Origin of the sequence: Propionicicella superfundia DSM 22317 (assembly GCF_000423465.1) — a bacterium.
Taxonomy (GTDB): domain Bacteria; phylum Actinomycetota; class Actinomycetes; order Propionibacteriales; family Propionibacteriaceae; genus Propionicicella; species Propionicicella superfundia.
The window spans coordinates 169,595-194,629 of the sequence record NZ_KE384021.1 but is presented as its reverse complement, the minus strand read 5'-3'; the positions used below and the strand labels follow the sequence as shown (position 1 = coordinate 194,629).

The window sequence follows — 25,035 nt, the reverse complement described above, 5'->3', positions numbered from 1 at the left end:
TGGAACCCATGAACATCACCGGCGGCACGCCGTCCCGCGGCGACGAACAGGAGAGCCACCCAGGGGAGTCCGCCTGGGAGGCGTCCGACTGGGAGCCGCTGCCCGGACAGGAACCCGCCGAGGCGGGCGGGGAAGGCGCGCCTGTCGCCGCGTCCGCACCGGCGCCGGCACCGGCACCGGCACCGGCACCGAGATGGGAGCAGCCCGACTTCCGGCGCGACTCACCGCCGATAGTCTCCGACCCGCCGCGGACACCGCGGCAGGTCCCGTCCTTCCCTGGCAGCGCGGCCTCACCCGCCCGCGTCCTCGCGATGTCCGCCGCCGTCATGATCGTCGCCATGGTCGTGGGCGCGGTGGTCATGGGCGGCGGCATGATGATGTCGCCGTTCGTGCTCCTCCTGTTCCCGGGTATGTTCTTCTTCTTTCGCCGGCCGCCGCGCCATCACCGTCGCGGGCCGGGCGGCGGCCCGGGCCACTGGCTCGGCTGACACCTTTTTCCCGGACTCCAGGAAACTTCTTGAAAATGCACCTATCCCTTACGACAAGGGAGCCTGCATGAGATTGGCGCCCTGCCCGCCGGCACTGCCTGTTTTTTCCCGGCGCGCTCCGCGGTAGCGTTTGGGCGAACCGCGCTTCAGAGAGGGGTACCCATGATCGAGACGCTCACCTGCCCTGCCTGTGGGATGGGCATCACCCCGAAGGACGCACCCGCGACGACCGTCCACGACGCGCAGACGTACCACTTCTGCTCGACGATCTGCCGCGACGCCTTCGTCCGGGATCCCGGTTCGTACGTCGGCAACACCGGAAGCTGACGCAGCCCCCGACGCGGTTCGTTCGGTACGGCGGATGTCATGGCGATGTCCCGGCCACATTCCTGCCGCACCTGCCGACCCCCTTCGACCGGCCGTCCCGTCCTCACCCGGACGGGGCGGCCGGTCCCGCGTCTGCGACGCCGAGGTCGCGGGTCCGTTCCCGGGCCGGACACGGGAAATCGATCGACAGCGCGGCAGCGGCCTGTTGGGATGGACGCATGACCGACGCCTCGATCCCCCAGCCCTCCGCCCGCGACTATCGCCAGGTCGAACTCGATGTCGAGGCCGACAAGGCCGCCATCATCGACGTGGACGAGTGGGCGTTCGCCCTGCACAACACCCCCGAGGACCTCGAACGCCGGGCGTTCACACCCGAGGCCGGCCGGACACTCGGCATCCGGCATGTTCCGACCGGTGACCTCGTCGCGGTCCACTCGTCGTATGCGTTCACGATGGCCGTCCCCGGAGGTGAGGTGCCGACCGCCGGGCTGACCTGGGTCGGAGTCCACCCCGGCCACCGGCGCCGCGGACTCGCCACGGCGATGCTGCACGCGCATCTGCGGCGCACGGCCGGTCGCGGCGAGCCGCTGTCGGCGTTGTTCGCCGCCGAGCCCGAGATCCACGGGCGCTACGGCTACGGACAGGCCGCCACACAGGTCGCCGCGGACGTGCCCCGCCGCGCCGCGTTGCGTCCCGTGCCGGGCACCGACGACCTCGTGTGCACACTCGAACGGCTCGACCCGACGCGCCACCGCGACGTCGTCGTCGGCGTCCAGGCCCGGTCGGTCCGGCCCGGTCGCGTCGTCCCTTCGTCCGAGGCACTCATCGCCAATCAGCTCACCGATCTCGACGACCGGCCCAAGGGCGCCGAACCCGGCCGCATCGCCGTGGTGCGCGACGAGACCGGTGACCCGCTCGCCTTCGCGGTCTTCCACCGCGTGGAGAAGTGGGACGATGCCGGGCCCGCCGGAACCGTGAAGGTCGCGCACGCGGTGACCCTCTCCGCCGCCGCGGCACGCGTGCTGTGGGCCACCCTCACAGACCTCGACCTGATGGCCACGGTCTCCACACCGATCCTGGCCCCCGACGACCCGTTGTTCACGCTGCTGGTGAACATGCGGGCGCCACGTCTGCGGCTCGGCGACAACCTGTGGGTGCGTATCGTCGATGTCCCCGCAGCGCTCGCGGGACGTCGCTACGCCGCGCCGGTCGACATCGTCCTCGACGTGACCGACGAGGTGTTCCCGGCCAACGCCGGGCGCTGGCGACTCAGCGGCGGACCGCGCGGAGCGGAGGTCTCCCGGACCGGAGACCCCGCCGACATCGCCCTGGACGTCCGCGACCTCGGCGCGGCCTACCTCGGCGGCCCGGCACTCGGTGCGCTGGAGGCCGCAGGGCTCGTCGCCGAGACGACCCCGGGGGCCCTCGCCGTCGCCTCCGCCGCGTTCGGCTGGCACCAGGCGCCGGTCTGCACCTGGATCTTCTGAACGACCCTCATAACGTGGAGGGTTGATGTTGGACTACCAACATCAACCCTCCACGTAAGCCCGAAGCTCAGGCCTTCGCGATGGAGAACCGCAGCCCGAGGTCGGTCGCGGTCCAGTCGGCGGCGGGCTCGGCCTGCTCGACGGACACGGCCAGGACCTCGCGGGCGATGAGCTCGCCCTCCGAGCGCAACGCCTCGGCCACGTCGCCGTCTCCCGCCCAGCGCAGGGCGATCCGGTCGGTGACCTCCAGACCCGACGCCTTGCGGGTCTCCTGCACCACACGGATCACCTCGCGCGCCAGCCCGGCACGCACCAGGTCGGGGGTCAGCTCCAGATCCAGCGCGACCGTCTCGCCCTGCTCGTTGACGACCGACCAGCCCTCCCGCGGCCGCTCGGACACGATCACCTCGTCGGCGGACACCTCCGTGCCTCCCTCGTACGCGACGGTCGCCGTCCCGGTCGCGGCGAGCGACGCGGCCAACGCGCTCGCATCCGCGTCGGCGATGGCTTTCGCCACGAGCGGCGTCGCCTTCCCGAACCGCTTGCCGAGTGCCCGGAAGTTGCCCTTCGCGAAGTGATCGACCAGATCGCCGGCCGAGGAGAACGACTCGATCGCCTGCACGTTCAGCTCGGCCTCGACCTCGGCCACCAGCTCGGGCGTCAGCCGGGACAGCGACCCGGAGCCGATAAGCATCCGACGCAGCGGCTGGCGCGTCTTCACCTTCGCCTCCGACCGCGCGGACCGGCCCAGCTCCACCAGCCGCCGTGTCAGGTCCATCGCCACGTCGCCCTCGGCGTCGACCAGGGAATCGTCGTAGACCGGCCACGACGCCAGGTGCACCGACTCGGGTGCGGCCGGATCGACCGCCGCCACGAGATCCTGCCAGACCCGCTCCGCGATGAACGGCGCCATCGGGGCCATGAGCCGCGCGACGACGTCCAGCGTCTCGTGCAGCGTCCACAGAGCCGACGGGTCGCCGTCCCAGAAGCGCCGCCGCGACCGCCGGACATACCAGTTCGACAGATCATCGACGAACTGCGCGATGAGCGCGCCGGTCCGCTGGGTGTCGAACACCTCCAGGGCGGCGGTCACCTCACGGACGAGGACGTTGCGGGTCGACACGAGCCACCGGTCGAGGACGTGACGCCCGGCCACCGCGGGAGCCTGCCCCGCCGGTGTCCAGGCGTTCGCCCGTGCGTACAGCGCCTGGAACGCCACAGTGTTCCAGAACGTGAGGAACACCTTGCGGACCGTCTCCTGGATCGTGGTGTGGCCGACGCGACGTGACGCCCACGGCGACCCGCCGGCCGCCATGAACCATCGGACGGCGTCGGCGCCATGGGTATCCATGAGCGGGATCGGCTCCAGGATGTTGCCGAGATGCTTCGACATCTTGCGGCCGTCCTCGGCCAGGATGTGCCCGAGGCACAAGACGTTGCGATAGCTGCTCTCGTCGAACACGAGCGTGCCGACCGCCATCAGGGAATAGAACCAGCCGCGCGTCTGGTCGATCGCCTCGCAGATGAAGTCGGCCGGGTACGCGGAGCGGAGCCTCTCCTCCGAGCCGGGTGCGTACGGGTGGCCCCACTGGGCGAAGGGCATGGACCCCGAGTCGAACCAGGCGTCGATCACCTCGGGCACCCGACGCGCGAGCCTGCCGCAGGTCGGGCAGGCGAACGTCACATCGTCCACGAACGGCCGGTGCGGGTCGAGGCCGGACTGGTCGGCGCCGGTGAGCTGCGACAGCTCGGCCAGCGACCCGACGCAGGTCTGGTGCGACTCGCTGCACCGCCAGATCGGCAGCGGCGTCCCCCAATAGCGGGAACGGGACAGCGCCCAGTCGATGTTGTTGTTCAGCCAGTCGCCGTAGCGACCGTGCTTGATGTGGTCGGGGTACCAGTTGGTCGCCTCGTTCTCGCGCAGCAGGGCGTCCTTGATCGCCGTCGTGCGGATGTACCAGGACGGCTGCGCGTAGTACAGCAGCGGGGTGCCGCAGCGCCAGCAGTGGGGGTAGCTGTGCTCGTAGCTCAGCTCGCGGAACAGGAGGCCGCGGCCCGCCAGGTCCTCGACGAGCACGCGGTCGGCCGACTTGAAGAACAGTCCGCCGACGAGCGGGACCTCGGCCTCGAACGTCCCGTCGGGACGGATCGGGTTGACCAGCGGCAGCCCGTACGCGCGGCACACCGCGAGGTCGTCGGCGCCGAACGCCGGTGCCTGATGGACCAGACCGGTGCCGTCCTCGGTGGTGACGTACTCGGCGAGGACGACATAGTGCGTCCCGCCCACGACATCGGGGAAGTCGACGAGGTCGAAGGGACGTCGGTACGTCCACAGCTCCATCTCGCTGCCGGTGAACGTCCGCCCCAGCGCCCAGCCGTCTCCGAGCACCTTCTCGGCCAGCGGCTCGGCGAGGACGAGCGTCTCCCCGCCCGGCTCGTCCTTCGTCGCGACGACGTAGGTCACGTCGGGGTGCACCGCGACGGCCGTGTTGCTGACGAGCGTCCACGGGGTGGTCGTCCAGACGAGGAGGTCGGCGGTGCCGGCCAGAGGACCCGACGTGACGGGGAAGCGGACGTACACCGACGGGTCGGTGACGTCCTCGTAGCCCTGTGCGAGCTCATGGTCGGACAGGGTCGTGCCGCAGCGGGGACAGTAGGGCGCGACGCGGTAGTCCTCGACCAGCAGGCCCTTGGAGTGGATCTGCTTCAACGCCCACCACACCGATTCGACATAGTCGGGCGACATCGTCCAGTACGCCTCGTCGAGGTTGACCCAGTAGCCCATGCGCTTGGTGAGCTCGGTGAACGCGTCGACGTGCCGCGACACCGACGCGCGACACTTCGCGTTGAACGCCTCCACACCGTACGCCTCGATGTCGGGCTTGCCGTTGAAGCCCAACTCCTGCTCGACGGCGAGTTCCACGGGCAGTCCGTGGCAGTCCCAGCCGGCCTTCCGCTCGACGTGGTAGCCCTGCATGGTCTTGAACCGCGGGAAGACGTCCTTGAAGACGCGCGCCTCGATGTGGTGGGTACCGGGCATGCCGTTGGCCGTCGGCGGGCCCTCGTAGAAGGTCCACGCCGGGCCGCCCTCCGTCCGGGCCAGGGACTTCGCGAACGTGCCGTTGGTGTCCCACAGGTCGAGGATGTCGTGTTCCATCGCAGGCAGGTCGATCTGCGGTGGGACGGGCCGGTACTCAGCCGCGCTCATGGCGTTCCTTCGTCGATGGATCGGGACGAAGGGACGAGGCGCGGGCCCCGCGGTACCACCCTTCTTGGCCGTCCGACGGGACGGCCCTCTCGCGCTCGCCGCAGCCGGTTCTAGTGAGCGCCCGGGATCGGGCAGCCGTTCTTCCGGCAGCTCCGGGGTGATGGCCCCATCGTCGCCTTGCGGACGCACGGGATTATACGCGGGTGTCCGAACCGGCCCAAACGACGCCTGCAGTTCCGCCGCCGACGCTCGGGGACGCGACCGGTTGCGATCAGGTGGTACGTCGACGACGTCCGACGAGCCATACTCCCGCGAGTAGCGTCATGCCCGCGCCGACGAGCAACGCGGGCCCGGCTCCGGTGCCGGTGTCGGCGAGCGAGGCGGTCGTGGCCGGCGCGGGGGTGTCGTCCGACGTGGGCGTCGCGGCAGGAGTCCCGGCCGACGCGGGGGTGGTCCTGGCCGGCGGGGAGAGAACTGTGAGGGTGACCTGCGCGCTGCGACCCGTGAACGCGCCCGTCGCCGTCAGGGTCTGGGCCCCGGGATCGGTGCCGGACGGCACCGTGAAGGACCCGGAGAAGGTGCCCTCGTCGCTGACGAGGGCCGTGCCGACGACGACCCCGCCGATGGTGAGCACGACCTCTTCACCGGGCAGGTATCCGGAACCCGACACGGCGACGGTCTCGCCGGCGACCGTCGCGCCCGGGTAGCCGGGCAGCGCCAGCGTCACCGGCGGCGTCGACGTGCAGAGGGCCGCCACCTCGGCAGGGAGATCCCAGTTGCCGACCTCAGCCAGTGTCACACCGCCGCTCTCCACATAGAAGCCGACGCCCGGGGCACTCTGCGCGATGGGCTGGGTCATGGTCCACGTCAGCACCTCGTCCACCGGTCCGACCCAGGACACGGAGCTCAGCTCCGTACCGTCGTCCCACACCTCGAACGAGAAGGACGACCCCCCGCCGCTCGTCGCGACGGGAATGAGGGCCGTGCACCCGACCCGCGTGATGGTACCGATGCTGGCCGCGGCACGGACGGACAGGGACGACGAAGCCGCACGGGCGCTGGTCGCGCCGGTCACGACCACCGTGTGCGCGCCGGGCTCCGTGGTGCGAGGCACGACGAAGGAGCCGGAGATGGCTCCGGATCCGTTGGCCGTGAGGACACCCACCTCCACCGGATCGGATTGCAGCACGATCCTGACCGTCTCACCGGGTGCGAACCCGCTGCCCGTGACCGTGTTCGACCCGCCGGCACCGGTCCACGCGGAGGACAGGCTGATGCTGGCGGGCGCTGCTTCGACGGTGAAGGTGACCGGGTCGTACGCCTGGGGGTCGCTGCCATTGTAGGAATTGCATGTGGCGCGGATCCCGGTGTCGCCGGCCGGAAGGCTCGGCACTGTCAACTCGACGGACCAGTCACCCCAGTCAGCGGTGTGGACCGGGTCGGCCGGGCCGGTCCAATGCCCCTGCGTCACGGTCGACCTGACGCTGTCCACCGGGTCGCTTTCGAACCAGACCAGCACCTCGGCGGAGTCCTCCGCCCAGCCGGGATTGCAGTGGCCCGATGCGGTGATCGTGGCCCCGGCCGCGGCCGTCGTGTCGCTGAGGGCGAACGTCAGGCCAACCGCCTGGGCGTCGCGCGGCATGATCGAAAGACTCGCGAGTCCCGCCGCGAGGATCATCGCGCCCGTCCGCATCGTCCGACGCCATCCGCGTTGACCCGCCACGACGGTCCCTCCTCCACGTATCCGGCTCCTCGACGAGCCTCAAGGCCATCTGCAGCGGTGTTCCGGCGCTGTGGACCTCGAACCGAAAGTATCGCGTGGGGCCACGCGTCACGGCCGAAGTGCCGATGACCGGCAAACAGAGGACACCCGTCCGGGACCCACGAACGACGGGAAAAGCGACGCCGGCTCCCCGGACGAGGCGGCCACCCGCCGTTGCGGCCGTACCGGTGGCCCGAGGGCCGCAACGTCACCCCGGGAGACGGCAGCCGGTGTCCAGGCCGGCGGCGCGGATGGCCTCCCGCGTGGAGGAGTCGGCAGACACGGCCAGCCCGCCGAGGTGCTGAACCGGCAGGGTTGCTGGCGAGGAGACCGATCGGGCAAGTTCGACGAGTTCACCCGGACCTGTCGCCTCGTCGACCGCGACGTTCTCCGACAGTGTCCACGCGACCTTTCCCTGCGTGAGGGGGTCGGCGGACCCGAACTGCTCCTGCAGGGCGGTGAAGACCGTGGCCGACCAGGCCGACCGCCACGCGGCGCCGGTCGCCTCGTCGGCCTTCTGCCACGACCCGCCGATCTTCTGCTCAGGATGCCGGGCCCGGACGAGCGCGAGCGCCTGGGTTCCATCGAGCCGCAACTCACCCGCAGGCAGATCCAGGAACGCCTTGGCATCCCTGACCGGGTGCTCAAGCGTGACCGTGACCCCGCCGAGGGCATTGACGGTGTCCGTCACTCCCGCACCGTCGATGACGACGACGTGGTCGACGCCGATCTTGAGAGTGCGGCACAGGGCGTTCACGGTCTGCTGCGGCCCGTCCAGGAGCGTCAGTGCCAGACGTGTCGGCGACAGATCGTCGCGCTGGACGATGATGTCCCGCGGCACCGAGACCGTGTGGGTCTCACCGTTCGGCGACCGGTGGACCAGCAGGATGACGTCGGCGCGTGCCCCGGCGAACTTCTGCTTGTCGCCGAAGTTGCCGAGTCCGCTGGGTGTTCGCTCACGGGAGTCGCTACCGATGACAAGGTAGGTCACGCCCGCGGAGGTGTCGGTGGCCCGAATATCGACGCGGGAGAGTCGCGTCATCACGATGGCTGTGCAGGCGACGAGGCCGATGACCACCACCAACAGCACAGCGCCGAGGACGACGATGCGGCGACGGCGCCTGCGCCTGACGTTCCCTCCCTCGTGCCCAGAGGCGGACGACGGGGCGACCGCCGACGACGTGTCTGCCTTCGGCGCCATGATCCTCCTTCTGCCTCCGTGTGCGACGCGCGAACCATGACCGGACCCCTCGGCCAGGCCTGCGGACTGCCCGCCCCCGGTGGAACACCCCGGGCAGTCCGCAGCCGTCGGGTCAGGCTACGTCAGCGGGTGCGGGTGATCGTCACCGACCGGCTCGTGACAGTGACACCGGACACCGTCGCGACCGCACGCCAGGTGTACTTTCCAACCGAACCCTGACCATAGGTCAACGGAATCGACACAGTGCCCTTCGAATCCGTCTTACCCGACCGCGACGTCGACCACTTCCCCTTCACCAGGAACTGCGTCGACACCGACTGCCCCGAACCGATCCCCGACAGGGACAGCTTCGCGGACACAGCCTTTCCGACCTTCGCCGACGACGGCGCCGACACCACCTTCACCTCGGACGGCACTCGGGTGATCGTCGTGCTGGACGAGGCCACCGTCACGCCACCGTAGGACGCCACCACACGCCACGTGTGCTTGCCGACCGAACCCTGACCATAGGTCAACGGAATCGACACGGCGCCCTTCGAATCCGTCGTTCGCGACTGCGACGTCGACCACTTGCCGTTCACCAGGAACTGCGTCGACACCTTCACCCCGGAACCGGCACCAGGCACCGTGGCGCGAATCGAAACCGACTGGCCCACCTTCGCCGCCCCCGGTGCCGACACGACCTTCACCGACGTGGGCGTCCGCGTGATCGAGTACGTACCCGACACCGTGGTCAGTTCCTTCGAGCCCGTCACGACACGATACGTGTACGTCCCGACCGAGCCCTGACCATACGTCAGCGGAATCGACACTGCGCCCTTCGAATCCGTCGTTCGCGACTGCGACGTCGACCACTTCCCATTCACCAGGAACTGCGTCGACACCGACTGACCGGCCCCCGCACCGGCGATCGACGCCTGCACATTCGCAACCTGCCCGACCGACGCCTTCGACGGCGCGGATGACACGGACAACGAGTAGGGGACAACGACGATCGGGTACGACCGGTAGGTCTGACTGTCTCCGCCGTGGGAGTAGGCGGAGCAACGTGCCAGAACCACCAACTCGACGCCCCCGGCCGCGCTCAGTCCCCACTCGGTCGACGGAGTGAGAGTGGCGACCCACTGTCCGTTCGCGTCAGGCTGGGCGGAGAAGCCCTCCCATCCTTCGGCGTTGTACGCCTCGATGCTGCCGATCACCTCGGCGTCCGGAATGGTGCAGTGGTCGCCGCTCACAGTGAACGACTCGCCAAGACGCACGGTCGTCTTGCTCACGGACACCTTCGGCGCCGTCCCAGTGACCGTGATCGCTACGGGCTGGTAGGTCCAGGCGGCCTGGCCCGCCTCGTATGTTCCCGAATAGCACGCAACGTTCACGTATGCGGTTCCCACCAGCCAGGCATCCGCCGAGGTCTGGACGGCCCAGTCACCGTCGACAGCGGTGGATACGGCACGCGCTGATTGAGAAGTCTCGAAACCGGCGCTCGCGTCGACCCGCACGTACACGTGCGGGTCGGCGACATCGCAGCCCGCCCCCTCGACAGTGAACTGTTCGCCCGCGGCCACCGTCTGCTTGTCAAGGGTCACGCTGTTCGCCGAAGGACCCATGACGATCTCGGTGTACGCCGCGCCTGTCTCGCCGGAGTAGTTGACACAGGACGCGTACACATCGACGAAGATGGAGTACCTCGCGGGGACTGTGACTTCGGTGCTCCACGACCCGTCCGCAGCGGGAATAGCCTGGTAGGCGACCGGCGTGGAGTCGCCCACGCTGACCTGGAGGAGAACCTCTCGGTACAGACCGTCCCCGTACTCCTGGTCTCCTGGTTGTGTGGCGCATCCCGTCCCAGCGACGGTGATGATCTCGCCGGAACTCACCGTTCCAACGTGCGGCGTGATCTGAAAGAAGTCATCGGCGTGCGCGGCGCCGGTGAATGCCGACCCGATGAGAGCAGCCGTCGTGACCGCGACTGCGGCCGTGCGCAAGGGTCTCACCCAGGACGCTTTCTGTGTCTGTGTCTGTTTCATCCTTCTCCTCTCGACCCCGCACCAGCAGGGCTCCCAGAACACAGCGAAGCAGCGGCTTCCGCCCTCGCACCGGGGCCACCGGAAGCTCATACACCCCCGTACAGGCGTCCGGTCATGCACGGCATCCGGTGTTGAGATCCGCCCGGGCGAGCGATCGCACGGTGTCCTCGTCGGCTGCGGCCGCCAAGGCGTTCACACGGGTCACAGGAAGGGTCGTGGGAGCCGCGACGGATCGGGCGAGCGCCATCAGATCTGTCAGGCCGGCGCGGTCGTCCACAGTGATGTCGCCCGAGACCGTCCACGCCACGCGCGCGAGAGTCACAGGGTCGGCGGCCTTGACCTGCTCCTGAACTGCCGTGAACACCATCGCGGACCATTGCGCACGCCAGGCCGCGCCCGCGGCATCGTCACCCGACGTCCAGCGCCCGCCGACGAGTTGCTCCGGATGCCGCGTACGAACGAGCCGGAGCGCGTCCGCTCCATCCAGGAGCTGCGCCCCGGCGGGCAGATCAAGGCCCAGGTCGACGTCACGCACCGGACGCTCCAGGGAGACACCGACGCCGCCCAGGGCGTTCACGACGTTCACGAAGGCTGCGCCGTCCACGATGACGACATGGTCCACACCGACCTGCAGCGTCTCGCAGAGCGCCCGGACGGTGACCGCAGGCCCGTTCGAAAGGGTCGACGTCAAACGCACCGGGACGCCTGACGCTGTCACCACCAGGTCGCGCGGCACCGACACCGTGTATGTCTGGCCGCCTTCTGACCGGCGGATGAGAAGCACGACATCGGCCCGAGCCCCGCGGATGTCGCCTCGCGGATCGAACTCCGCCTGGCCCACGCCCTGCGGGGTACGCTCCCGCGAGTCGCTGCCGATCACGAGCCACGTGGTCCCCGCGTTCGGGTTGGTGTCCGGAACGGAGAGGCGCTGAAGGCGCTGGGTGAGGCACAGGGGAAACGCAATGGCGGTGACGGCCGCCGCGATCACGAGTCCGGCGACGGCCCACACCCACCATCGAACGGGCCTTCGGTGACGCCGACGTGACGTCGGAGGGAGATTCACCGCCACGCGCGCCTCCTCCTGCTGAATCTTCGGGTCACCATGCCGTCACTGCTCCGCATAGGCGTATGTACCTGCCGCTGCGATCCTTGGTGCAGGTGCCTTCATTGTTCCCTCTTTGTCTTCGCTGCACACCTTTTTCAAGTCGAAGTCCGTCGTAATCCGGTCTTTGTCTCGACCGCTCACATAGGGCGAGGAACCGCCGCACCCAGGTGCCGCCAGCGGCGTGCCAGGAATTCGGCACCCACACCCAAGGCGGTCATGGGCGCGCCCCGATACTGAGGAGGCACCCATAAGAGGCCGTTACGGGACTTCGCGATTCCATCCGGCGTCTCTCGCCGCCGATAGGCGTACACCTCGTGCACGCCGACCGGATGCCCCCGAGAACCCGCCCGCCCCCGTTCGAGACGATGGTGAAGGCAGCAATCAGAAGCACTGGCGCGAGCAGCGACTTCCACCCGTCGAAGATGGCCACGGGATCGTTCTACAGGTGTCGCCCTGTCCTCCTCATGCGTCCCACCGAGACCATACGAACCCATACGCCCGCGGCTCGGACACTGGCCCGGCACTGATCGATCCGCTCGCAGTCGTTGAGACCTGTGGGTCACCGACGGGGAGCCGACCAGCCGCCCCGCCAGTGCGCAGGCACCACCTCCCGGGCCCGGCAAGGCCGCGAGCAGGTTCATACACCCTCGTACGGCGGCAGCGACCCTCACGCCTCTACGATCGGGAGTACGCACGCCCGCTTCTGCGTCCAGTCCGTTCTTCATGCCCGAACACGAGCAGAGCGAGTGGCTGAGAATGCTCGCGGGCCGCTGTTGTGCGCCACCAACATTTCAGCAGAGTTATTCACCCTCGTGGCTCGCGACTCGGAACCCACGATCCACCCATGTTCCGACAATAGTCAACAATGGACGCGCTGTCCTCTATGTTCCCGATTTCATGGACATGCGGCACCCGATCTGCCACCCTTCTCCTGTGGCCGCATCCTCTATTCGGACCGAGTTTGCGCGACGACTCGATGCCGCGCGAACGAGCCAGCATGTGTCGGTCCGGGCATTCGCACGAATTGCAGACGTCCCTCCGGCCACCGCGCAAGGCTGGCTCAGCGGCAAGCACTTCCCCACCCCGGCGCTGCGCCCCAACTTCCTCCGCGCGGTGGAGCACTTCGACCTCACGTCCGAGTTGAGCGACGAGTTGTGGGACGAGAGCTGGGAGGCACTGGAGCCGGCGCTGCGCAATGAGCACACGCCCTACCTCGGACTCAGATCCTTCACTGTCGACGACAGCGCCTACTTCCACGGCAGGCGGGCCGACTCCGCCCGCTTGGCCCTGGCCGTATCCCGGCTGCGCGAGGCGGAGGGGCACGGCGTTGTGGTGCTGGTCGGTCCGTCGGGATCCGGAAAGTCATCGCTGCTGGCGGCGGGCCTGGTCGCCGGCGAATGCACAACCGGTGCGCTGGCCGGCACGTCGGCGGTCATTCGCCGTGCCGACGCACCGAATGCAGCCGACGCCCCCACCGACCTTGTGGTCGTGGACCAGGCTGAAGACCTCATCGACGACTTCGACGCCATGGCCAGGCTGTCGTCCGTCGCGGCGAAGACCGTGGTGGTCCTCGGGATCAGAGCCGATGCGTTCCCCCGAGCCATGCACGAGGCCGCACTCCGCGATGCCTTGTCCAGACCGGTGCTCATCTCGCCGCTCACCCGCGAGGAACTGCGCGAGGTCATCGTGACTCCCGCGCAGCTCGACGGGGTGGAGGTCGAGGATGCTCTCGTCCGCATCCTCGTGGCCGAACTCGCCCCTCGCTCGGGCGACACTGTCACCCCCGATGTGCTGCCGCTCCTCTCCAGCGCCTTGCTGGCCACGTGGGCCGCCGGCAGCGGACGTGCCATGACTCTGGCGGACTACGAGGCCGCCGGCGGTGTCGCCGCCGCCGTCGACACGCTGGCCGAACGTGCCTTCCTCTCGCTCAGCGTCGCCGACCAGGGCATCGCACAGACCCTCTTCCTCCGCCTTGTCGCGATCACAAACGGCACCCCGACCCGGCGGACCGTGCGCCTCTCGGGCATCAGCGAGGAGATCCGCACACCGTTGGAGACGTTCGTGGCGGCCCGCATGATCACTGTCAGCGAAGACGCCGCGTCGATCAGCCACGACGCCCTGCTCGAACACTGGAGCCGGCTGCGCGGCTGGGTCGAGGTGGGCAGGGCCGACCTGAACACGGCCGTGACGCTGCGCCGGGCAGCGCAGGTGTGGGAGGACAGCGACCGCGACCCGGACGCCCTGATCCCGGTCCACCGGCTCGGGATCTTCAGCACCTGGCTCGATGACCCCGCCAAACGCGCCCTCCTCACAGCTCCGGAGGTCGAGTACCTCATCGCCAGCGAGGAGCGCTTCTCCAACGAGTTGGCCACTGCGAAGCAAACGAACATGAAGCTGCGCTTCCGCCAGCAACTCGCAATCACGCTCGCGTCACTGGCGACGATCCTGGCACTGATCACCGGGCTCCTGTGGATCCGCGGGAGTCACCTCGAAACCGAGGCCACGCAGGCACGCAACGAAGCACTGTCCCGGCAGGTGGCTCTGACGGCCAGCTCGCTACGCGCCAAGGATCCGAACCTGCAGGCGCAGATGTCGATCATCGCCCGAGGCATCGCCGACACCACCGAGGCGCGATCGGCGCTGCTCACCGCCACCGCGAGCGATGCGCCAATCCGCTGGACGGGTCGGCCGTCGGCGGTCGTCGCCGCCAGTCCCGACGGCGCCACGGTCGCCCGAGGCGACGGAGCCGGGCAGATCACCATCTGGCACGGCGAGGAGCTCACCACCACACCGGGCACGACCACGAAGGTGTCCGACTCGGCCGATCCGATCTTCACCGTTGCCCTCGCCGTGGTCGGCGGACGCACAGTGCTCGCCGTCGGCGGAACGGGGATCCGTCAGCTCTGGGACGTCACGGACGAGCCGACCCGCCTGGCCGACCTTCACACCGAGACCATCACGCGGTCCGTCGCGTTCACTCCCGCGGGGGACGCCGTCGCGTTCGGGGGCGAGGACGGCGTCGTGACCATGTACGACCTGGCGAACCCGCAGCATCCGGCGGTCGCGCACCGGTTGACGCTCGCCACTGCCTCGTCCGACCCCGCCGCCGAACCCGTGCAGCCGTCCATCGGAGCGCTCGCCATCGACCGCGACGGTGTCCTCTACGCGGGCGGCGTCACCGGATCGCTCGCCCGGTGGCGCATCAGCCCCACACCCGAACGCCTGGCGGATCTGCCGACGATCTCCCGAGACGCCACGGGCTCCGAGCGGCCCCTGCTCGTCCAGGCGATCGCGGTCAGTCCCGACGGACGACGGCTCGCGGCCGGGGGCACCGGCCCAGCCGTTCTTCGCTGGACGCTCGAACCCGGCGGCTTGACCGAAGAGACATCCCTGACGTCGTTCACCAGCTACATCAACGCGCTGGCCTTCTCCGCCGACAACAGCCAACTGGCCGTGGCCAGCTCCGACCAGACGCTCTCGGTCTTCGACGCCGACTCCGGACAGGCCCGCCGCACGATCGCCAACCCCGCGATCATGACGGGCGTCGTCATCGTCGGCGGGCGTCCCGTGGGAGTCGGAACCGACGGCACCCTGCGCGTCTGGAGCACTGTCAGCCCGGGGGTGATCCTGCCCAGCTCGGGCTACAACCTCGCCGTGAGCGATCGCTGGGTCGCAGTCGGGACCGGCCGGGACGGCATCTACCTGCTGGACCTCGCCCATCAGCGCCGGGTCATGCCGTCTCCGAAGACCGCCGCCGGTGACACGCCCTCCTACGCTGTCGCTCTCACGCCCGACGGCACGCGCCTCCTCGGAGGAACCACCGACGGCAAGCTCGTCTCCTGGAAGCTCACCGATCAAGGCGCGGTCGAACCTCGAATCACCGAGACCGGTATCGGGACGATCGGCAACCTCGCCCTCTCACCGGACGGCTCCATGGTCGTCGCGATCGAATACAACGGCACGAAATCGACTCTGCTGCGGCTGGAGGACGACGGCGGAATGACCAGACTGGCCACGCTCGACACGACCCGGCCCCAGGCTCCCTGCTTCGTGAGCGACAGTCTTCTCGCGATTCCTCTCAGCGCGGGAAAGGTCCAACTGTTCTCGCTCGATGACCCCACCGACCCGCGGGTCGCAGGGACCATCGAGGGACTGAACGTTCCGATGTTCACCTCGGCGGGACACGACAGTCCTCTCATCGCGATCGGCGAGGACTCCGGCACGGTGACGATCTGGGACGTCAGCGACCCGGCCGTCCCACGGCTGACGCACACCTACACCTCGCCGCATGCCACCGTGTACGGACTGTCGTTCAGCCTCGACGACCGACGTGTCATCGCCGCGACCGGAGACGATCGCGTGTGGATCTGGAACACCGACGCCGACGCGTCCTCCCCGGAGTACATCATCGATCCCGGGATCGGCCGGCCCTGGGATGCCCGCTATCTCGCCGATGGCCATTTCGTCGTGACCGGAGTGCAAGGAGTCAAGTTCTACCTGGCGAGCGAGACATTGGCGAAGACCAGCCTGTGCCAGACACGCGGCGAACCCCTGACCGACGAGGAGTCGGAGCGCTTCCTGCCTGGAGTGCCTCGCCAGGACCCCTGCTGAGGCTGATCGCGACCGTGAACTCCCACCGGTCGGCGCGCCGCCGAGGCCGCGCTACCGTCCGCGGAAAGGACCGGGCGCTGCCCGACGATGTGCTGCAGAACGACGGCGGCGTTCGGCTCAACCGGCCTCCGGCGTCACTTCTTGCGGCCGGAGCGGAACCACATGATGAGGAAGGCGCCACCGGCCGCGATGACCAGAGCGGCGAAGAGAGCGAGCGCCATCGAGATGTCGGCGCCCGTGTCGGCGAGGACCGGGCCTCGCGCCGGGGCGTTCGCCCCGCCCGAAAGTACGAACGCCACCACGGCCGCCACGAGCAGGGTGATCGCCACACCGAGGTTCTTCATCGCGTCTCCTTCACCCGGGCCATGGCGTCACCGGCGTCCGCGCCCGCGGCGCTCCACGCTGTCGCCGTCCGGACGTCCCGGTGCGCGGTGGAGAGACCCAACGGCCACAGCATAAGACGATCTGGCGACCGCGGGGGGTCTGACTCAGCGGTAGTCCGCACCGGCGGCGCCTGGGTCGGGTCGGGACGCTACGCCAAGGCCGCGACGCTACCGGTCCCCCGGTAGCTTCCCGGCCGGAGCGTAGCCACGTCGCCTTTTCGCCCTCCCGGGCGGTGGCCGGGACGGGCCCCTCGCCGAGGTCGCGACGGGACAAGCCGAGCACATCCAGCAGCCAGAGGCCGGCCCGCAGCACGGATGCGACGCCTTCGCGGTGACGACGAGGAACAGGTGCGATCGCACGGCCCGCGCCGCACGCCGCGAGCCGGCGACGTAGGCTGAGGCCCATTCGCGGCCTACTCGGGAGGGTGGGCGCAGACCCGGGCCGACGGCGGCCGCGGGACCGGGCAAGGAGGCGGGTGTGCACATCGAGCGAAACATGGGCACCGCGGATCGGTCGATCCGCGGCGGACTGGCCGTCGCGCTCACGGCGCTGGGACTCAGGTCGTCCCGCACCGGATGGAGAGTCGTCCTGCTCACGGTCGCCGGACTGCTGGGCGCGACCGCCGCGGCGGGGCGCTGCCCGGCGTACGCGTTCGCCGACTTCGACACCATGCCGTACCGCACGCCGACCCTCGCGATGAGCACCTGCGGCGGCGCCAACGGCTGCGAGGGCTGCACCTGCGGGGCGTGACCCCGCCACCGGAACCGCCACGACCTGGAGGCTGACACCGTGACGGACCTTCCCGCCTACTCCTGCTTCGTCCTCGACATGGACGGGACGATCGTGGACACGGCACTCGACAACGCGCGCGCCGCCAACGAGGCGCTCGTCGACCTGGGCCTGGAGCCGCTGCCGGCCGAGACCGTCCGCTCCTTCATCGGCGGCGGAGTGCCTCGGATCATGCAACGGTGCCTCGGCGACCTCGCCGAGGACCGGCTCGACGACGCGGTGGCGGCGTTCATGCGTCACTACGAAGCCGATCCCGTGAGCCTGTCGCGCCCCTACCCGGGCGTGGTCGAGACCCTCACCCGGATCACCGCCGAGGGGGGCCGCATCGGGATCTGCACCCAGACGCCCGACCATCTCGCCCACGACATCCTCGCGGGCACCGGGCTGGCGCGGTTCATCGGCGTCGTGGTCGGGCCCGAATCCGTCACCCACCGCAAGCCCCACCCCGAGCCCGTGCTGCGCGTCCTGGCCGAACTGGGCTCCGGCCCCGAGGCGGCGGTGCTGACCGGCGACGCGGCCTCCGACCTGCAGGCGGCGCGCGCCGCCGGCGTGACCGCGTGCGCCGCGACCTACGGGTACGGGACGACCGCCTCCCTCCGCGCCGAGGACCCCGCCTTCGAGATCGCCACCTTCCCCGATCTGCTCCGACGTGTACGGGTGGGCTGACCTCCCGCCACGCACATTTGCTGGTGTTCACCACGAGCGCCGTCCGCACCCCGGCCCACGCGGGTAGCGTGAGGACTCAGCCAGCCCCGCCGATCGACGACGGGGCCTGAGACACGACGTGGTGATCACTGTGACCGAACTGCCCGCCTTCCACTGCTTCGTCCTGGACATGGACGGGACGGTCGTCGACACCGCGCCCGACATCGCCCGATCGGCCAACCGGACGCTTGCCGAGCTCGGCCTGCCGCAACTGCCCTACGAGACGGTCGCCTCCTACATCGGCGGCGGGGTGCCCAAGCTCATGGAACGCTGCCTCGCCGAGCGGGCCGATCAGTACATGAAGCAGGCGGTCCCGCTGTTCATGAGCCTGTACGACGCGGAGCCCGCCGCGCTGTCGACCCTGTACCCCGGCGTGCTCGACACGATCCGCACGATCTCCGACCGGGGCGGTCTCATCGGGATCTGCACCCAGAAGCCCGAAGCCCTCGCGCACAAGATCCTGGACGCCCTGGGCGTCGGCTCGTACGTGAAGCACCTCGTCGGGCCCGAATCGGTGACCCACCGCAAACCGCACCCCGAGCCGGTGGTGAAGGTGCTCACCGGGCTCGGTTCCACGGCCGCCGACGCGATCTTCGTGGGCGACACCGCCAGCGACCTCCAGGCCGCCTCGGCCGCCGGCGTCGTCGCCTGCGCCGTCACCTACGGGTACGGAAGCGAGCAGAGCCTCCGCGCAGAAAGCCCCACCTACGTCATCGACGACTTCGAGGATCTGCTGACCAGCGTCGCCGTGCGCTGACACCACCGGACGCGCCCGTCCGCACCGTGGCGGTCACGCGCTCTCCCCCGCCCGCGTGACCGTGGCCGTCCACAGCGCGGTCTCGAACCGCGTGCACAGCCACCGGCCGGGAACCCTGCCACGGGCCAGGCGCAGCGCGACCGCGCGCGAACGTCCCCCGGCGACCAGGTGTGCGGCGACCTCCACCACCGTGGACGACACGGGCTGCAGCCGCACCGATCGGAACACGAGCACGGACTCACGTCCGGCCCGCTGCAGGTGACCTATCGTCGCGGCGATGTCGGGGTGCGCCCAGCGTTCGAGCTGGGACGTCGGCCGCCGTCCCTGCAGCGCCTCGATGACCGCCTGGGTGAGGGAGAGGATCGCCTGACGGTCGACCGGGTCGATGCGCGACAGGATCCTCACACGAGGTGCGTCGACCGGGGTCGCCGGAAGCGCAGGCTGGAAGGCACAGGGGTCGTCGTACGCGGCGACGAGCCGGTGACCGGCCGGGCGGGGATCGGCCAGCACGTCGACGGTCGCCCTCGGAGTGGTGTGCGGCATAGGTCCAGTCAAAGCCTCGCCGCCGCAGGGAAGAAGGCGCGTCGGTGCCCGGGCGACACCGCGCCAGCACCACGGCTGCGGTGTGCAACACCCGCCGACGCGGGGCAACAACCCGCGGCGGCGCGCGTCACCGACCGTCTACCCGTCGGCCGGTCACCGTGCCGGCACGGCCCCAGTTCCGAGACCGGCCCCGCACGTCGGGTCTCCTACCTCGAAGATGGATCCATGACGAGCCTCAGCGAACGCATCGACGCCACCACCGTCTCCGACCTCCAGGCGCGGGGAAGCCAGAAGTGGGCGGATTCGTTCGGGGCGATGGGCGCCTGGATCGCCGAGATGGACTTCGGGCTCGCCCCCGAGATCGCCGCCGCGATGGACGATGTCGCCGCACGGGCCTTCTACGGGTACCCGCCCACGTCCCTGTGGCGGGAACTGCGCGAGGTCACCGCCGCGTTCGTCGGCGACACGACCGGGTGGCGGATCGACGCACGGCAGGTCGCCGGGGTGTCGGACGTGATCCACGCCCTGTCGCTGGTCATCTCCCACTACACGGCGGCCGGCTCGGCGATCGTGCTGCCGACGCCCGCCTACATGCCGTTCCTCGACCTGCCCGGGGCACTGGGCCGCGAACTGCGCCAGGTGCCGCTCGCGCGGGACGACGACGGCTGGCACCTCGACCTCGACCGGCTCGACCGAGCCCTCGACGGGGCCGGGGCGCTGGTGTGGGTCAATCCGCACAACCCGCTCGGCAAGACGTACACCCGGGAGGAGACCGAGGCCGTCGTCGAGATCGTGGCCCGGCACCCCGGCGTGCGGGTCTTCTCCGACGAGATCCACGCCCCCGTCCTCTACCCCGGTGGCCGGCATGTGCCGTACGCGAGCGTGAACGACGAGGCGGCATCCCAGGCGATCACGGCCGTCTCCGCGTCGAAGATGTGGAATCTCGCCGGGCTCAAGTGCGCCCAGCTCATCTTCTCCAACCCCGCCGACGCGGCGACGTGGTCCCGCGGGGTCGCACGGGTCTCCAGCCATCCGTCGACGCCCGGGATGGTGGCGAGCATCGCGGCCTACCGGGACGGCGGCGCGTGGCGCGCGGAGATCCTCGACTACCTCGACGGCAACCGCCGCCTCCTCGCCGAGATCACCGCCGCGTCGCTGCCTGAGGTCGGGTTCCGGGTCCCCGATGCGACCTACCTCGCCTTCCTCGACCTCCGCGCCCTGTCCCTGGAGCCGGATCCGCGGCGGTTCCTGCTGACCGCCGCGGGTCTCAACGTCACCGACGGCGCGCTGTGCGGAGAGGCCGGCCGCGGCTTCGTCCGCCTCAACTTCGCCACTCCGCGGCCCGTGCTGCGGCAGATGCTGGAGCGCACGGCCGAAGCACTCGACGCGACACGCACGTCGGCCTGACCCGACCGTCAGCCCGCCGGGGCCATCTGGTCCTTGATCCGCACCGACCTGGTCCTTGATCCGCACCGACCTGGTCCTTGAGCTTGTCGAAAGGACCTCGTGATTTCGTGCGATGGTTTCGACAGGCTCAACCGCCGGGTCCTTGAGCCGCACCCATCTGGTCCTTGAGCTTGTCGAAAGGACCTCGTGATTTCGTGCGATGGTTTCGACAGGCTCAACCGCCGGGTCCTTGAGCCGCACCCATCTGGTCCGTGAGCCGCACCCCCTCCGGCGGAACCCGCGCCGGACGCTGGTCGGCGTCGCCACCGGTGCCCGCCACGACCACCCCGCCCACGAGGCCGGCGAGCCCGAGCGCCTGCACCCAGCCGAGCGCCTCGCCGAGCACGAGCACGCCGAGCAGCGTCGCGGTCGCCGGCTCGGTGAGCGCGACGGTCGTGGTGGTCGCGGCCGAGAGGCCCCGAAGTCCGAACACCAGCAGCAGGTACGAGCAGAAGACCGTGGCGACGGCCAGCCATGCGACGAGCGCCCACCCGCCCGGGGCGACGACCCAGGCGTTGTCGGTGCCCAGCAGGATGATCCCGCCCAGCACCGCACCGACGGCGAACATGGACGCGGCGTTGTCCACCGGGTCCCAGCCTCGCTGCAGCAGGGCACGGGCCGCGATCGTGTAGCCGGCGTACCCGGCACCCGCGGCGAGCGATCCGAGCAGGCCCCACGGGTTCAGCCGGATCGGGCCGGCCCCGACGACACCCGACACCGCCACGATGCCGGCGACGGCCAGCAGCGTGGCGATCAGCCAGCGACGCGTGGGCAGCCGGCGGAACACCAGCGACTCGAACAGCCCCGCGAACAACGGGCTCGAGCCGAGCGCGACGACCGTCCCGACAGCGACGCCGTTGGCACGCGTCCCGGCGAAGAAGGTGACCTGGAAGAGCAGGATGCAGGCGGCTCCGAGGACGACCCAGCCCAGCGCCCGTGTCGGACGCGGCAACGTCCACCCGGCGCGACGGACATAGCGGACCAGCCCGAACACGGCCAGCAGCACCCCGCCGGCGGTGAGGCGCATCGCGCCGACGCTCAGCGGGTCGGCCGAGCCGGGGCCGAGCGCCTGCGCCGTCCCCGTCGTGCCGAAGAGGACACCCGACGCGGCCACGAGGATGGCCGAACGCCGGCGAGGTGGATGCACGGCCTCAGGCTAGCGTCGCGGGCCCATCGCCCGGTCGCGAGTCCAGCGTCCCGGGCGACGCCCCCGCCCTCGTCCCGGCGTGGTCCGGCGAGCGTCGTCCGCACCGTCGATGCGGGGCGGTCGACTCACAGTCACCGCACAGCGACCCTGTGCGTACCCCACAGCACCGCGACCCACGCTGGGGGCCATCCGAGGGAAGACAGGGGGTGGAGATGAGCGCAGCAGTCACTGCCTCGGCCGCGACCGGCACCGATGGATTGACCTCCCTTCCGGTGCGGCGGCCTCCGGTCCGCGCGCCCCGCTGGTGGCGGGACGCGGTCGGGGCGGTGACCTGGCTCACCATGCTCGTCGTCGTGGCGCTGTGGATCTCCGGCGGAGGCATCCAGGCGATGGGGACGCCCGCGGGCGCCCTCACCAGCCTGGGCCGGCTGACCGGTCTCGTGGCGGCCGACCTGCTGCTCGTCCAGGTGCTGCTGATGGCGCGCATCCCCGTCGTGGAGCGTGTCTACGGTCAAGACGACCTCGCCCGCCGCCACCGCCTCGTCGGATTCGCGTCGTTCCACCTCATGCTCGCGCACCTGGTGCTCGTCGTCATCGGGTACGCGCTGACCTTCCGGACCGACGTCTTCGGGGAGTTCTGGGGTCTCGTCGTCGACGCGCCGGGCATGCTCCTCGCGCTGGCCGGGACGCTGCTGCTGGTGATGGTCGTCGTCCTCAGTGTCCGGGCGGCCCGACGACGGCTGCGCTACGAGTCGTGGCACCTGCTGCACCTGTACGCGTACCTCGGGGTCGGGCTCGCGATCCCGCACCAACTGTGGACGGGGCAGGACTTCCTCGCCGATCCGATCGCCACCGTCTACTGGTGGACGCTGTGGGCGGCCGCGGCGGGATGCCTCCTCGTCTTCCGCGTCGGGCTGCCGGTGTATCGCTCCCTCGTCCACGACCTGCGGGTGAGCGCGGTCGTCCACGAGTCCCCCGACGTCGTGTCGGTCTGGATGCAGGGCCGCCGGCTCGACAGGCTGCCCGTGGCCGCCGGGCAGTTCCTCACCTGGCGTTTCCTGTCCGGACCGGGGTGGACCCGGGGCCATCCGTACTCGCTGTCCGCCGCCCCGACCGGCGACACCCTCCGCATCACCGTGAAGGACCTGGGCGACGGCAGCCGCGCCCTCGCCGCGGTCAAGCCCGGCACCCGCGTCCTCGTCGAGGGGCCCTACGGCCGTCTCACCGCCGGTGTCCGCACGCGCCGGAAGGTCACTCTCATGGCCGCCGGCATCGGCATCAGCCCGCTCCGGGCACTGCTGGAGGACCTCGCGCAGGCCCCCGGCGACGTGACCCTGCTGTACAGGGCCCGCTCGACCGCCGATCTGGTGCTCCGTCACGAACTCGACGCGCTCGCGCAGCGCACCGGCGCTCGGGTGTTCTACCTCGTCGGCCCCCGCCTGCCCGGCCGGCCGACCTGGCTGCCGGCATCGGCGGCCGGGCTGTCGGAGGTCGACGGGCTGCGTCGGCTCGTCCCCGACATCGCCGACCACGACGTCTACCTGTGCGGCGCGGACGCCTGGATGGAGGCCGCGCGGCGGGCCGTCGCCGCCGCCGGCGTACCCACGGCGCACATCCACCAGGAACGCTTCGCCTGGTGACCCGTCCCCTCTTGAGACCACGCGAATCGGAGTCCCGTATGCGAAGAATCGTCACCGCCGCCATGGCCACCCTCAGCGGACTGGTCCTGCTGTTCAGCTATCACACCAGCACGAATGCGACGCCGGCGCAGACCACGACCGGCGGATCGGCAGACGCCGACGGCGGATCGGCCGCCGACACGCCCGCGACGGCATCCGTCGCGCCGTCGGCGACCGCGACCTCCTCGGCATCCGCCTCGGGCACCGGTTCGCAGGGAACGTCCGCGACATCGGGCACCTTCACCGGCGACGCGGCCTCGACCCCCTACGGCGACGTGCAGGTGCGGATCACCGTCGAGAACGGGGAGATCACCGCCGCCGAGGCCGTCGAGTATCCGAACCAGGATCATCACGATCAGCAGATCAACGCCTACGCGATCCCGATCCTGAACTCCGAGGCGGTCGCCGCCCAGAGCGCCGGGATCGACGCCGTCTCGGGGGCGACGATCACCAGCGACGCCTACATCCGGTCGCTGCAGTCGGCTCTCGACCAGGCGCACCTGTGAGCCGGGGGGACGGGGGATGGGACGGGGGACGCCCGCGCCTCGTGGACGGTGACGCGGACGTCCCCCGCCGGTCCTTCGTCCAGCAGATCATGGGGATTCCCATCAGCGTGCACGTCCGCGGTCCCGCGGCGCGGGACGAGGCGGCGGCCCTGGCGGCCGGCATCGCGTTCGACGCCCTGCGGGCCGACGACGCGATGTTCAGCACCTGGCTGCCGGACAGCCCTGTGGCCAGGATCCGCGATGGACGCGACCGGCTGGCCGACGCACATCCCCGCATCCGACACGTGGCCGCCCTGTGCCGCGAGGCCGAGCGCAGGACCGAGGGCGCGTTCCGTGCCTGGCTGCCCGCCGGTCCGGGCGGCGCGGGATCGTCCGTGTTCGATCCGACCGGCCTGGTCAAGGGCTGGTCGGTCGCCCACGCCCTCACCGCGCTGGACGCGGGTCTGCGCCCTCTGGGGGCCCATGACGTCCTGATCTGCGCCGGCGGGGACATCGCCGTGGTCTCGTCCCGCGTCGACACTCCCGACTGGGTGATCGCGGTCGAGGACCCCCGCGATCCCGACAGGACGCTGCGCGCCTTCCGGCTGCGGACCGGGGCGGTGGCCACATCGGGCACGGCGGCGCGGGGCGAGCACATCGTGGACCCGGCGACCGGCCGGCCGGCGACCGCCATGCTGTCGGCGACCGTCATCGGGCCCGACCTCACCTGGGCCGACGTGTATGCCACGGCCGCGTTCGTGAAGGGCGATCGGGCGTTGCCCTGGCTGGCGACGATTCCGGACCACGCCGGCATCCTGGTCGCGCGCGACGGGACGGTCACGCAGGTGGCGTGCCCCCGGTCCTCGCCCCGAGCGGGCTGAGGT

At 70.3% G+C, this 25,035-nt stretch carries 19 protein-coding genes; 11 read left to right on the top strand and 8 right to left on the bottom strand.

Annotation, left to right across the window (positions count from 1 at the left end; all coding sequences use genetic code 11):
* Positions 1-8: 8 nt before the first annotated feature.
* The 3 genes from G555_RS0110710 (at position 9) to G555_RS0110700 (ending at position 2,302) form a co-directional block, all read left to right on the top strand.
* On the top strand, positions 9-488 hold the full coding sequence (locus G555_RS0110710) for a hypothetical protein (protein ID WP_028708873.1): 480 nt from the start codon (positions 9-11) through the stop codon (positions 486-488).
* A 162-nt stretch (positions 489-650) separates the two neighbouring features.
* On the top strand, positions 651-815 hold the full coding sequence (locus G555_RS21885; RefSeq protein ID WP_084635189.1) for a YHS domain-containing protein: 165 nt from the start codon (positions 651-653) through the stop codon (positions 813-815).
* Positions 816-1,033: 218 nt separating this feature from the next.
* The gene (locus G555_RS0110700; RefSeq protein ID WP_036922435.1) at positions 1,034-2,302 is read left to right on the top strand and encodes a GNAT family N-acetyltransferase; all 1,269 of its coding nucleotides are present in this window, start codon (positions 1,034-1,036) and stop codon (positions 2,300-2,302) included.
* A gap of 67 nt (positions 2,303-2,369) precedes the next feature.
* Here G555_RS0110700 and ileS read toward each other — a convergent pair whose 3' ends face one another.
* The 5 genes from ileS to G555_RS19335 all read right to left on the bottom strand — a co-directional run bounded on the left by ileS (position 2,370) and on the right by G555_RS19335 (position 11,569).
* The gene (ileS, locus tag G555_RS0110695) at positions 2,370-5,510 is read right to left on the bottom strand and encodes an isoleucine--tRNA ligase (RefSeq protein ID WP_028708871.1); all 3,141 of its coding nucleotides are present in this window, start codon (positions 5,508-5,510) and stop codon (positions 2,370-2,372) included.
* A 271-nt stretch (positions 5,511-5,781) separates the two neighbouring features.
* The gene (locus G555_RS0110690; RefSeq protein WP_028708870.1) at positions 5,782-7,233 is read right to left on the bottom strand and encodes an LPXTG cell wall anchor domain-containing protein; all 1,452 of its coding nucleotides are present in this window, start codon (positions 7,231-7,233) and stop codon (positions 5,782-5,784) included.
* A gap of 247 nt (positions 7,234-7,480) precedes the next feature.
* The gene (locus G555_RS19340) at positions 7,481-8,473 is read right to left on the bottom strand and encodes an LCP family protein (protein ID WP_051208823.1); all 993 of its coding nucleotides are present in this window, start codon (positions 8,471-8,473) and stop codon (positions 7,481-7,483) included.
* Between the two features lie 122 nt (positions 8,474-8,595).
* On the bottom strand, positions 8,596-10,500 hold the full coding sequence (locus G555_RS0110680) for a hypothetical protein (protein ID WP_028708869.1): 1,905 nt from the start codon (positions 10,498-10,500) through the stop codon (positions 8,596-8,598).
* A gap of 112 nt (positions 10,501-10,612) precedes the next feature.
* Complete coding sequence (locus G555_RS19335) at positions 10,613-11,569, bottom strand: LCP family protein (protein ID WP_211223232.1); 957 nt, start codon at positions 11,567-11,569, stop codon at positions 10,613-10,615.
* Between the two features lie 1,035 nt (positions 11,570-12,604).
* Here G555_RS19335 and G555_RS0110670 point away from each other — a divergent pair.
* Entirely contained in the window at positions 12,605-16,216 is a 3,612-nt protein-coding gene (locus tag G555_RS0110670; protein WP_028708868.1) for an NACHT and WD repeat domain-containing protein, read from the top strand.
* A gap of 134 nt (positions 16,217-16,350) precedes the next feature.
* Here G555_RS0110670 and G555_RS0110665 read toward each other — a convergent pair whose 3' ends face one another.
* Positions 16,351-16,560, bottom strand: coding sequence for an LPXTG cell wall anchor domain-containing protein (locus tag G555_RS0110665; RefSeq protein ID WP_028708867.1), 210 nt, complete (start codon positions 16,558-16,560; stop codon positions 16,351-16,353).
* A gap of 517 nt (positions 16,561-17,077) precedes the next feature.
* On the opposite strand from G555_RS0110665, the gene G555_RS19330 reads away from it, so the two are divergent.
* The 3 genes from G555_RS19330 (at position 17,078) to gph (ending at position 18,851) form a co-directional block, all read left to right on the top strand.
* Positions 17,078-17,350, top strand: a complete 273-nt coding sequence (locus G555_RS19330) for a YgaP family membrane protein (RefSeq protein ID WP_036922431.1) — start codon at positions 17,078-17,080, stop codon at positions 17,348-17,350.
* 39 nt (positions 17,351-17,389) lie between these two features.
* Positions 17,390-18,055, top strand: coding sequence for an HAD family hydrolase (locus G555_RS19325; RefSeq protein WP_051208819.1), 666 nt, complete (start codon positions 17,390-17,392; stop codon positions 18,053-18,055).
* A 121-nt stretch (positions 18,056-18,176) separates the two neighbouring features.
* Complete coding sequence (gene gph, locus G555_RS0110650) at positions 18,177-18,851, top strand: phosphoglycolate phosphatase (RefSeq protein ID WP_169337900.1); 675 nt, start codon at positions 18,177-18,179, stop codon at positions 18,849-18,851.
* Between the two features lie 33 nt (positions 18,852-18,884).
* Here the strand turns inward: gph and G555_RS19320 are convergent, their stop codons facing one another.
* Entirely contained in the window at positions 18,885-19,394 is a 510-nt protein-coding gene (locus G555_RS19320; protein WP_051208817.1) for an Rv3235 family protein, read from the bottom strand.
* Between the two features lie 225 nt (positions 19,395-19,619).
* Between G555_RS19320 and G555_RS0110640 the strand changes: the two genes are divergently transcribed.
* The gene (locus tag G555_RS0110640; RefSeq protein WP_028708865.1) at positions 19,620-20,801 is read left to right on the top strand and encodes a MalY/PatB family protein; all 1,182 of its coding nucleotides are present in this window, start codon (positions 19,620-19,622) and stop codon (positions 20,799-20,801) included.
* 214 nt (positions 20,802-21,015) lie between these two features.
* Here the strand turns inward: G555_RS0110640 and G555_RS19315 are convergent, their stop codons facing one another.
* On the bottom strand, positions 21,016-21,987 hold the full coding sequence (locus G555_RS19315; RefSeq protein WP_084635187.1) for a DMT family transporter: 972 nt from the start codon (positions 21,985-21,987) through the stop codon (positions 21,016-21,018).
* Positions 21,988-22,199: 212 nt separating this feature from the next.
* Here G555_RS19315 and G555_RS0110630 point away from each other — a divergent pair, with 212 nt between their 5' ends.
* Genes G555_RS0110630 through G555_RS19310 form a run of 3 tightly spaced genes read left to right on the top strand, consistent with a single transcriptional unit; the run spans position 22,200 to position 25,032 of the window.
* The gene (locus tag G555_RS0110630; protein WP_036922675.1) at positions 22,200-23,627 is read left to right on the top strand and encodes a ferredoxin reductase family protein; all 1,428 of its coding nucleotides are present in this window, start codon (positions 22,200-22,202) and stop codon (positions 23,625-23,627) included.
* A gap of 38 nt (positions 23,628-23,665) precedes the next feature.
* Positions 23,666-24,172, top strand: a complete 507-nt coding sequence (locus G555_RS0110625) for an FMN-binding protein (RefSeq protein ID WP_028708863.1) — start codon at positions 23,666-23,668, stop codon at positions 24,170-24,172.
* A complete protein-coding gene (locus tag G555_RS19310; protein ID WP_156887515.1) occupies positions 24,169-25,032 on the top strand; it encodes an FAD:protein FMN transferase in 864 nt (287 codons plus the stop codon). Before G555_RS0110625 ends, G555_RS19310 begins: the two co-directional genes overlap by 4 nt.
* The last annotated feature ends 3 nt before the right edge of the window (positions 25,033-25,035 follow it).

What these genes read in the sequence shown, in the direction of transcription:
- G555_RS0110710 (WP_028708873.1), top strand. Translation starts at nt 9, where the DNA reads ATGAACATCACCGGCGGCACGCCGTCCCGCGGCGACGAACAGGAGAGC.
- G555_RS21885 (WP_084635189.1), top strand. Translation starts at nt 651, where the DNA reads ATGATCGAGACGCTCACCTGCCCTGCCTGTGGGATGGGCATCACCCCG.
- G555_RS0110700 (WP_036922435.1), top strand. Translation starts at nt 1,034, where the DNA reads ATGACCGACGCCTCGATCCCCCAGCCCTCCGCCCGCGACTATCGCCAG.
- ileS (WP_028708871.1), bottom strand. Translation starts at nt 5,510, where the DNA reads ATGAGCGCGGCTGAGTACCGGCCCGTCCCACCGCAGATCGACCTGCCT.
- G555_RS19340 (WP_051208823.1), bottom strand. Translation starts at nt 8,473, where the DNA reads ATGGCGCCGAAGGCAGACACGTCGTCGGCGGTCGCCCCGTCGTCCGCC.
- G555_RS0110680 (WP_028708869.1), bottom strand. Translation starts at nt 10,500, where the DNA reads ATGAAACAGACACAGACACAGAAAGCGTCCTGGGTGAGACCCTTGCGC.
- G555_RS0110665 (WP_028708867.1), bottom strand. Translation starts at nt 16,560, where the DNA reads ATGAAGAACCTCGGTGTGGCGATCACCCTGCTCGTGGCGGCCGTGGTG.
- G555_RS19320 (WP_051208817.1), bottom strand. Translation starts at nt 19,394, where the DNA reads ATGCCGCACACCACTCCGAGGGCGACCGTCGACGTGCTGGCCGATCCC.
- G555_RS0110640 (WP_028708865.1), top strand. Translation starts at nt 19,620, where the DNA reads ATGACGAGCCTCAGCGAACGCATCGACGCCACCACCGTCTCCGACCTC.
- G555_RS0110630 (WP_036922675.1), top strand. Translation starts at nt 22,200, where the DNA reads ATGAGCGCAGCAGTCACTGCCTCGGCCGCGACCGGCACCGATGGATTG.
- G555_RS0110625 (WP_028708863.1), top strand. Translation starts at nt 23,666, where the DNA reads ATGCGAAGAATCGTCACCGCCGCCATGGCCACCCTCAGCGGACTGGTC.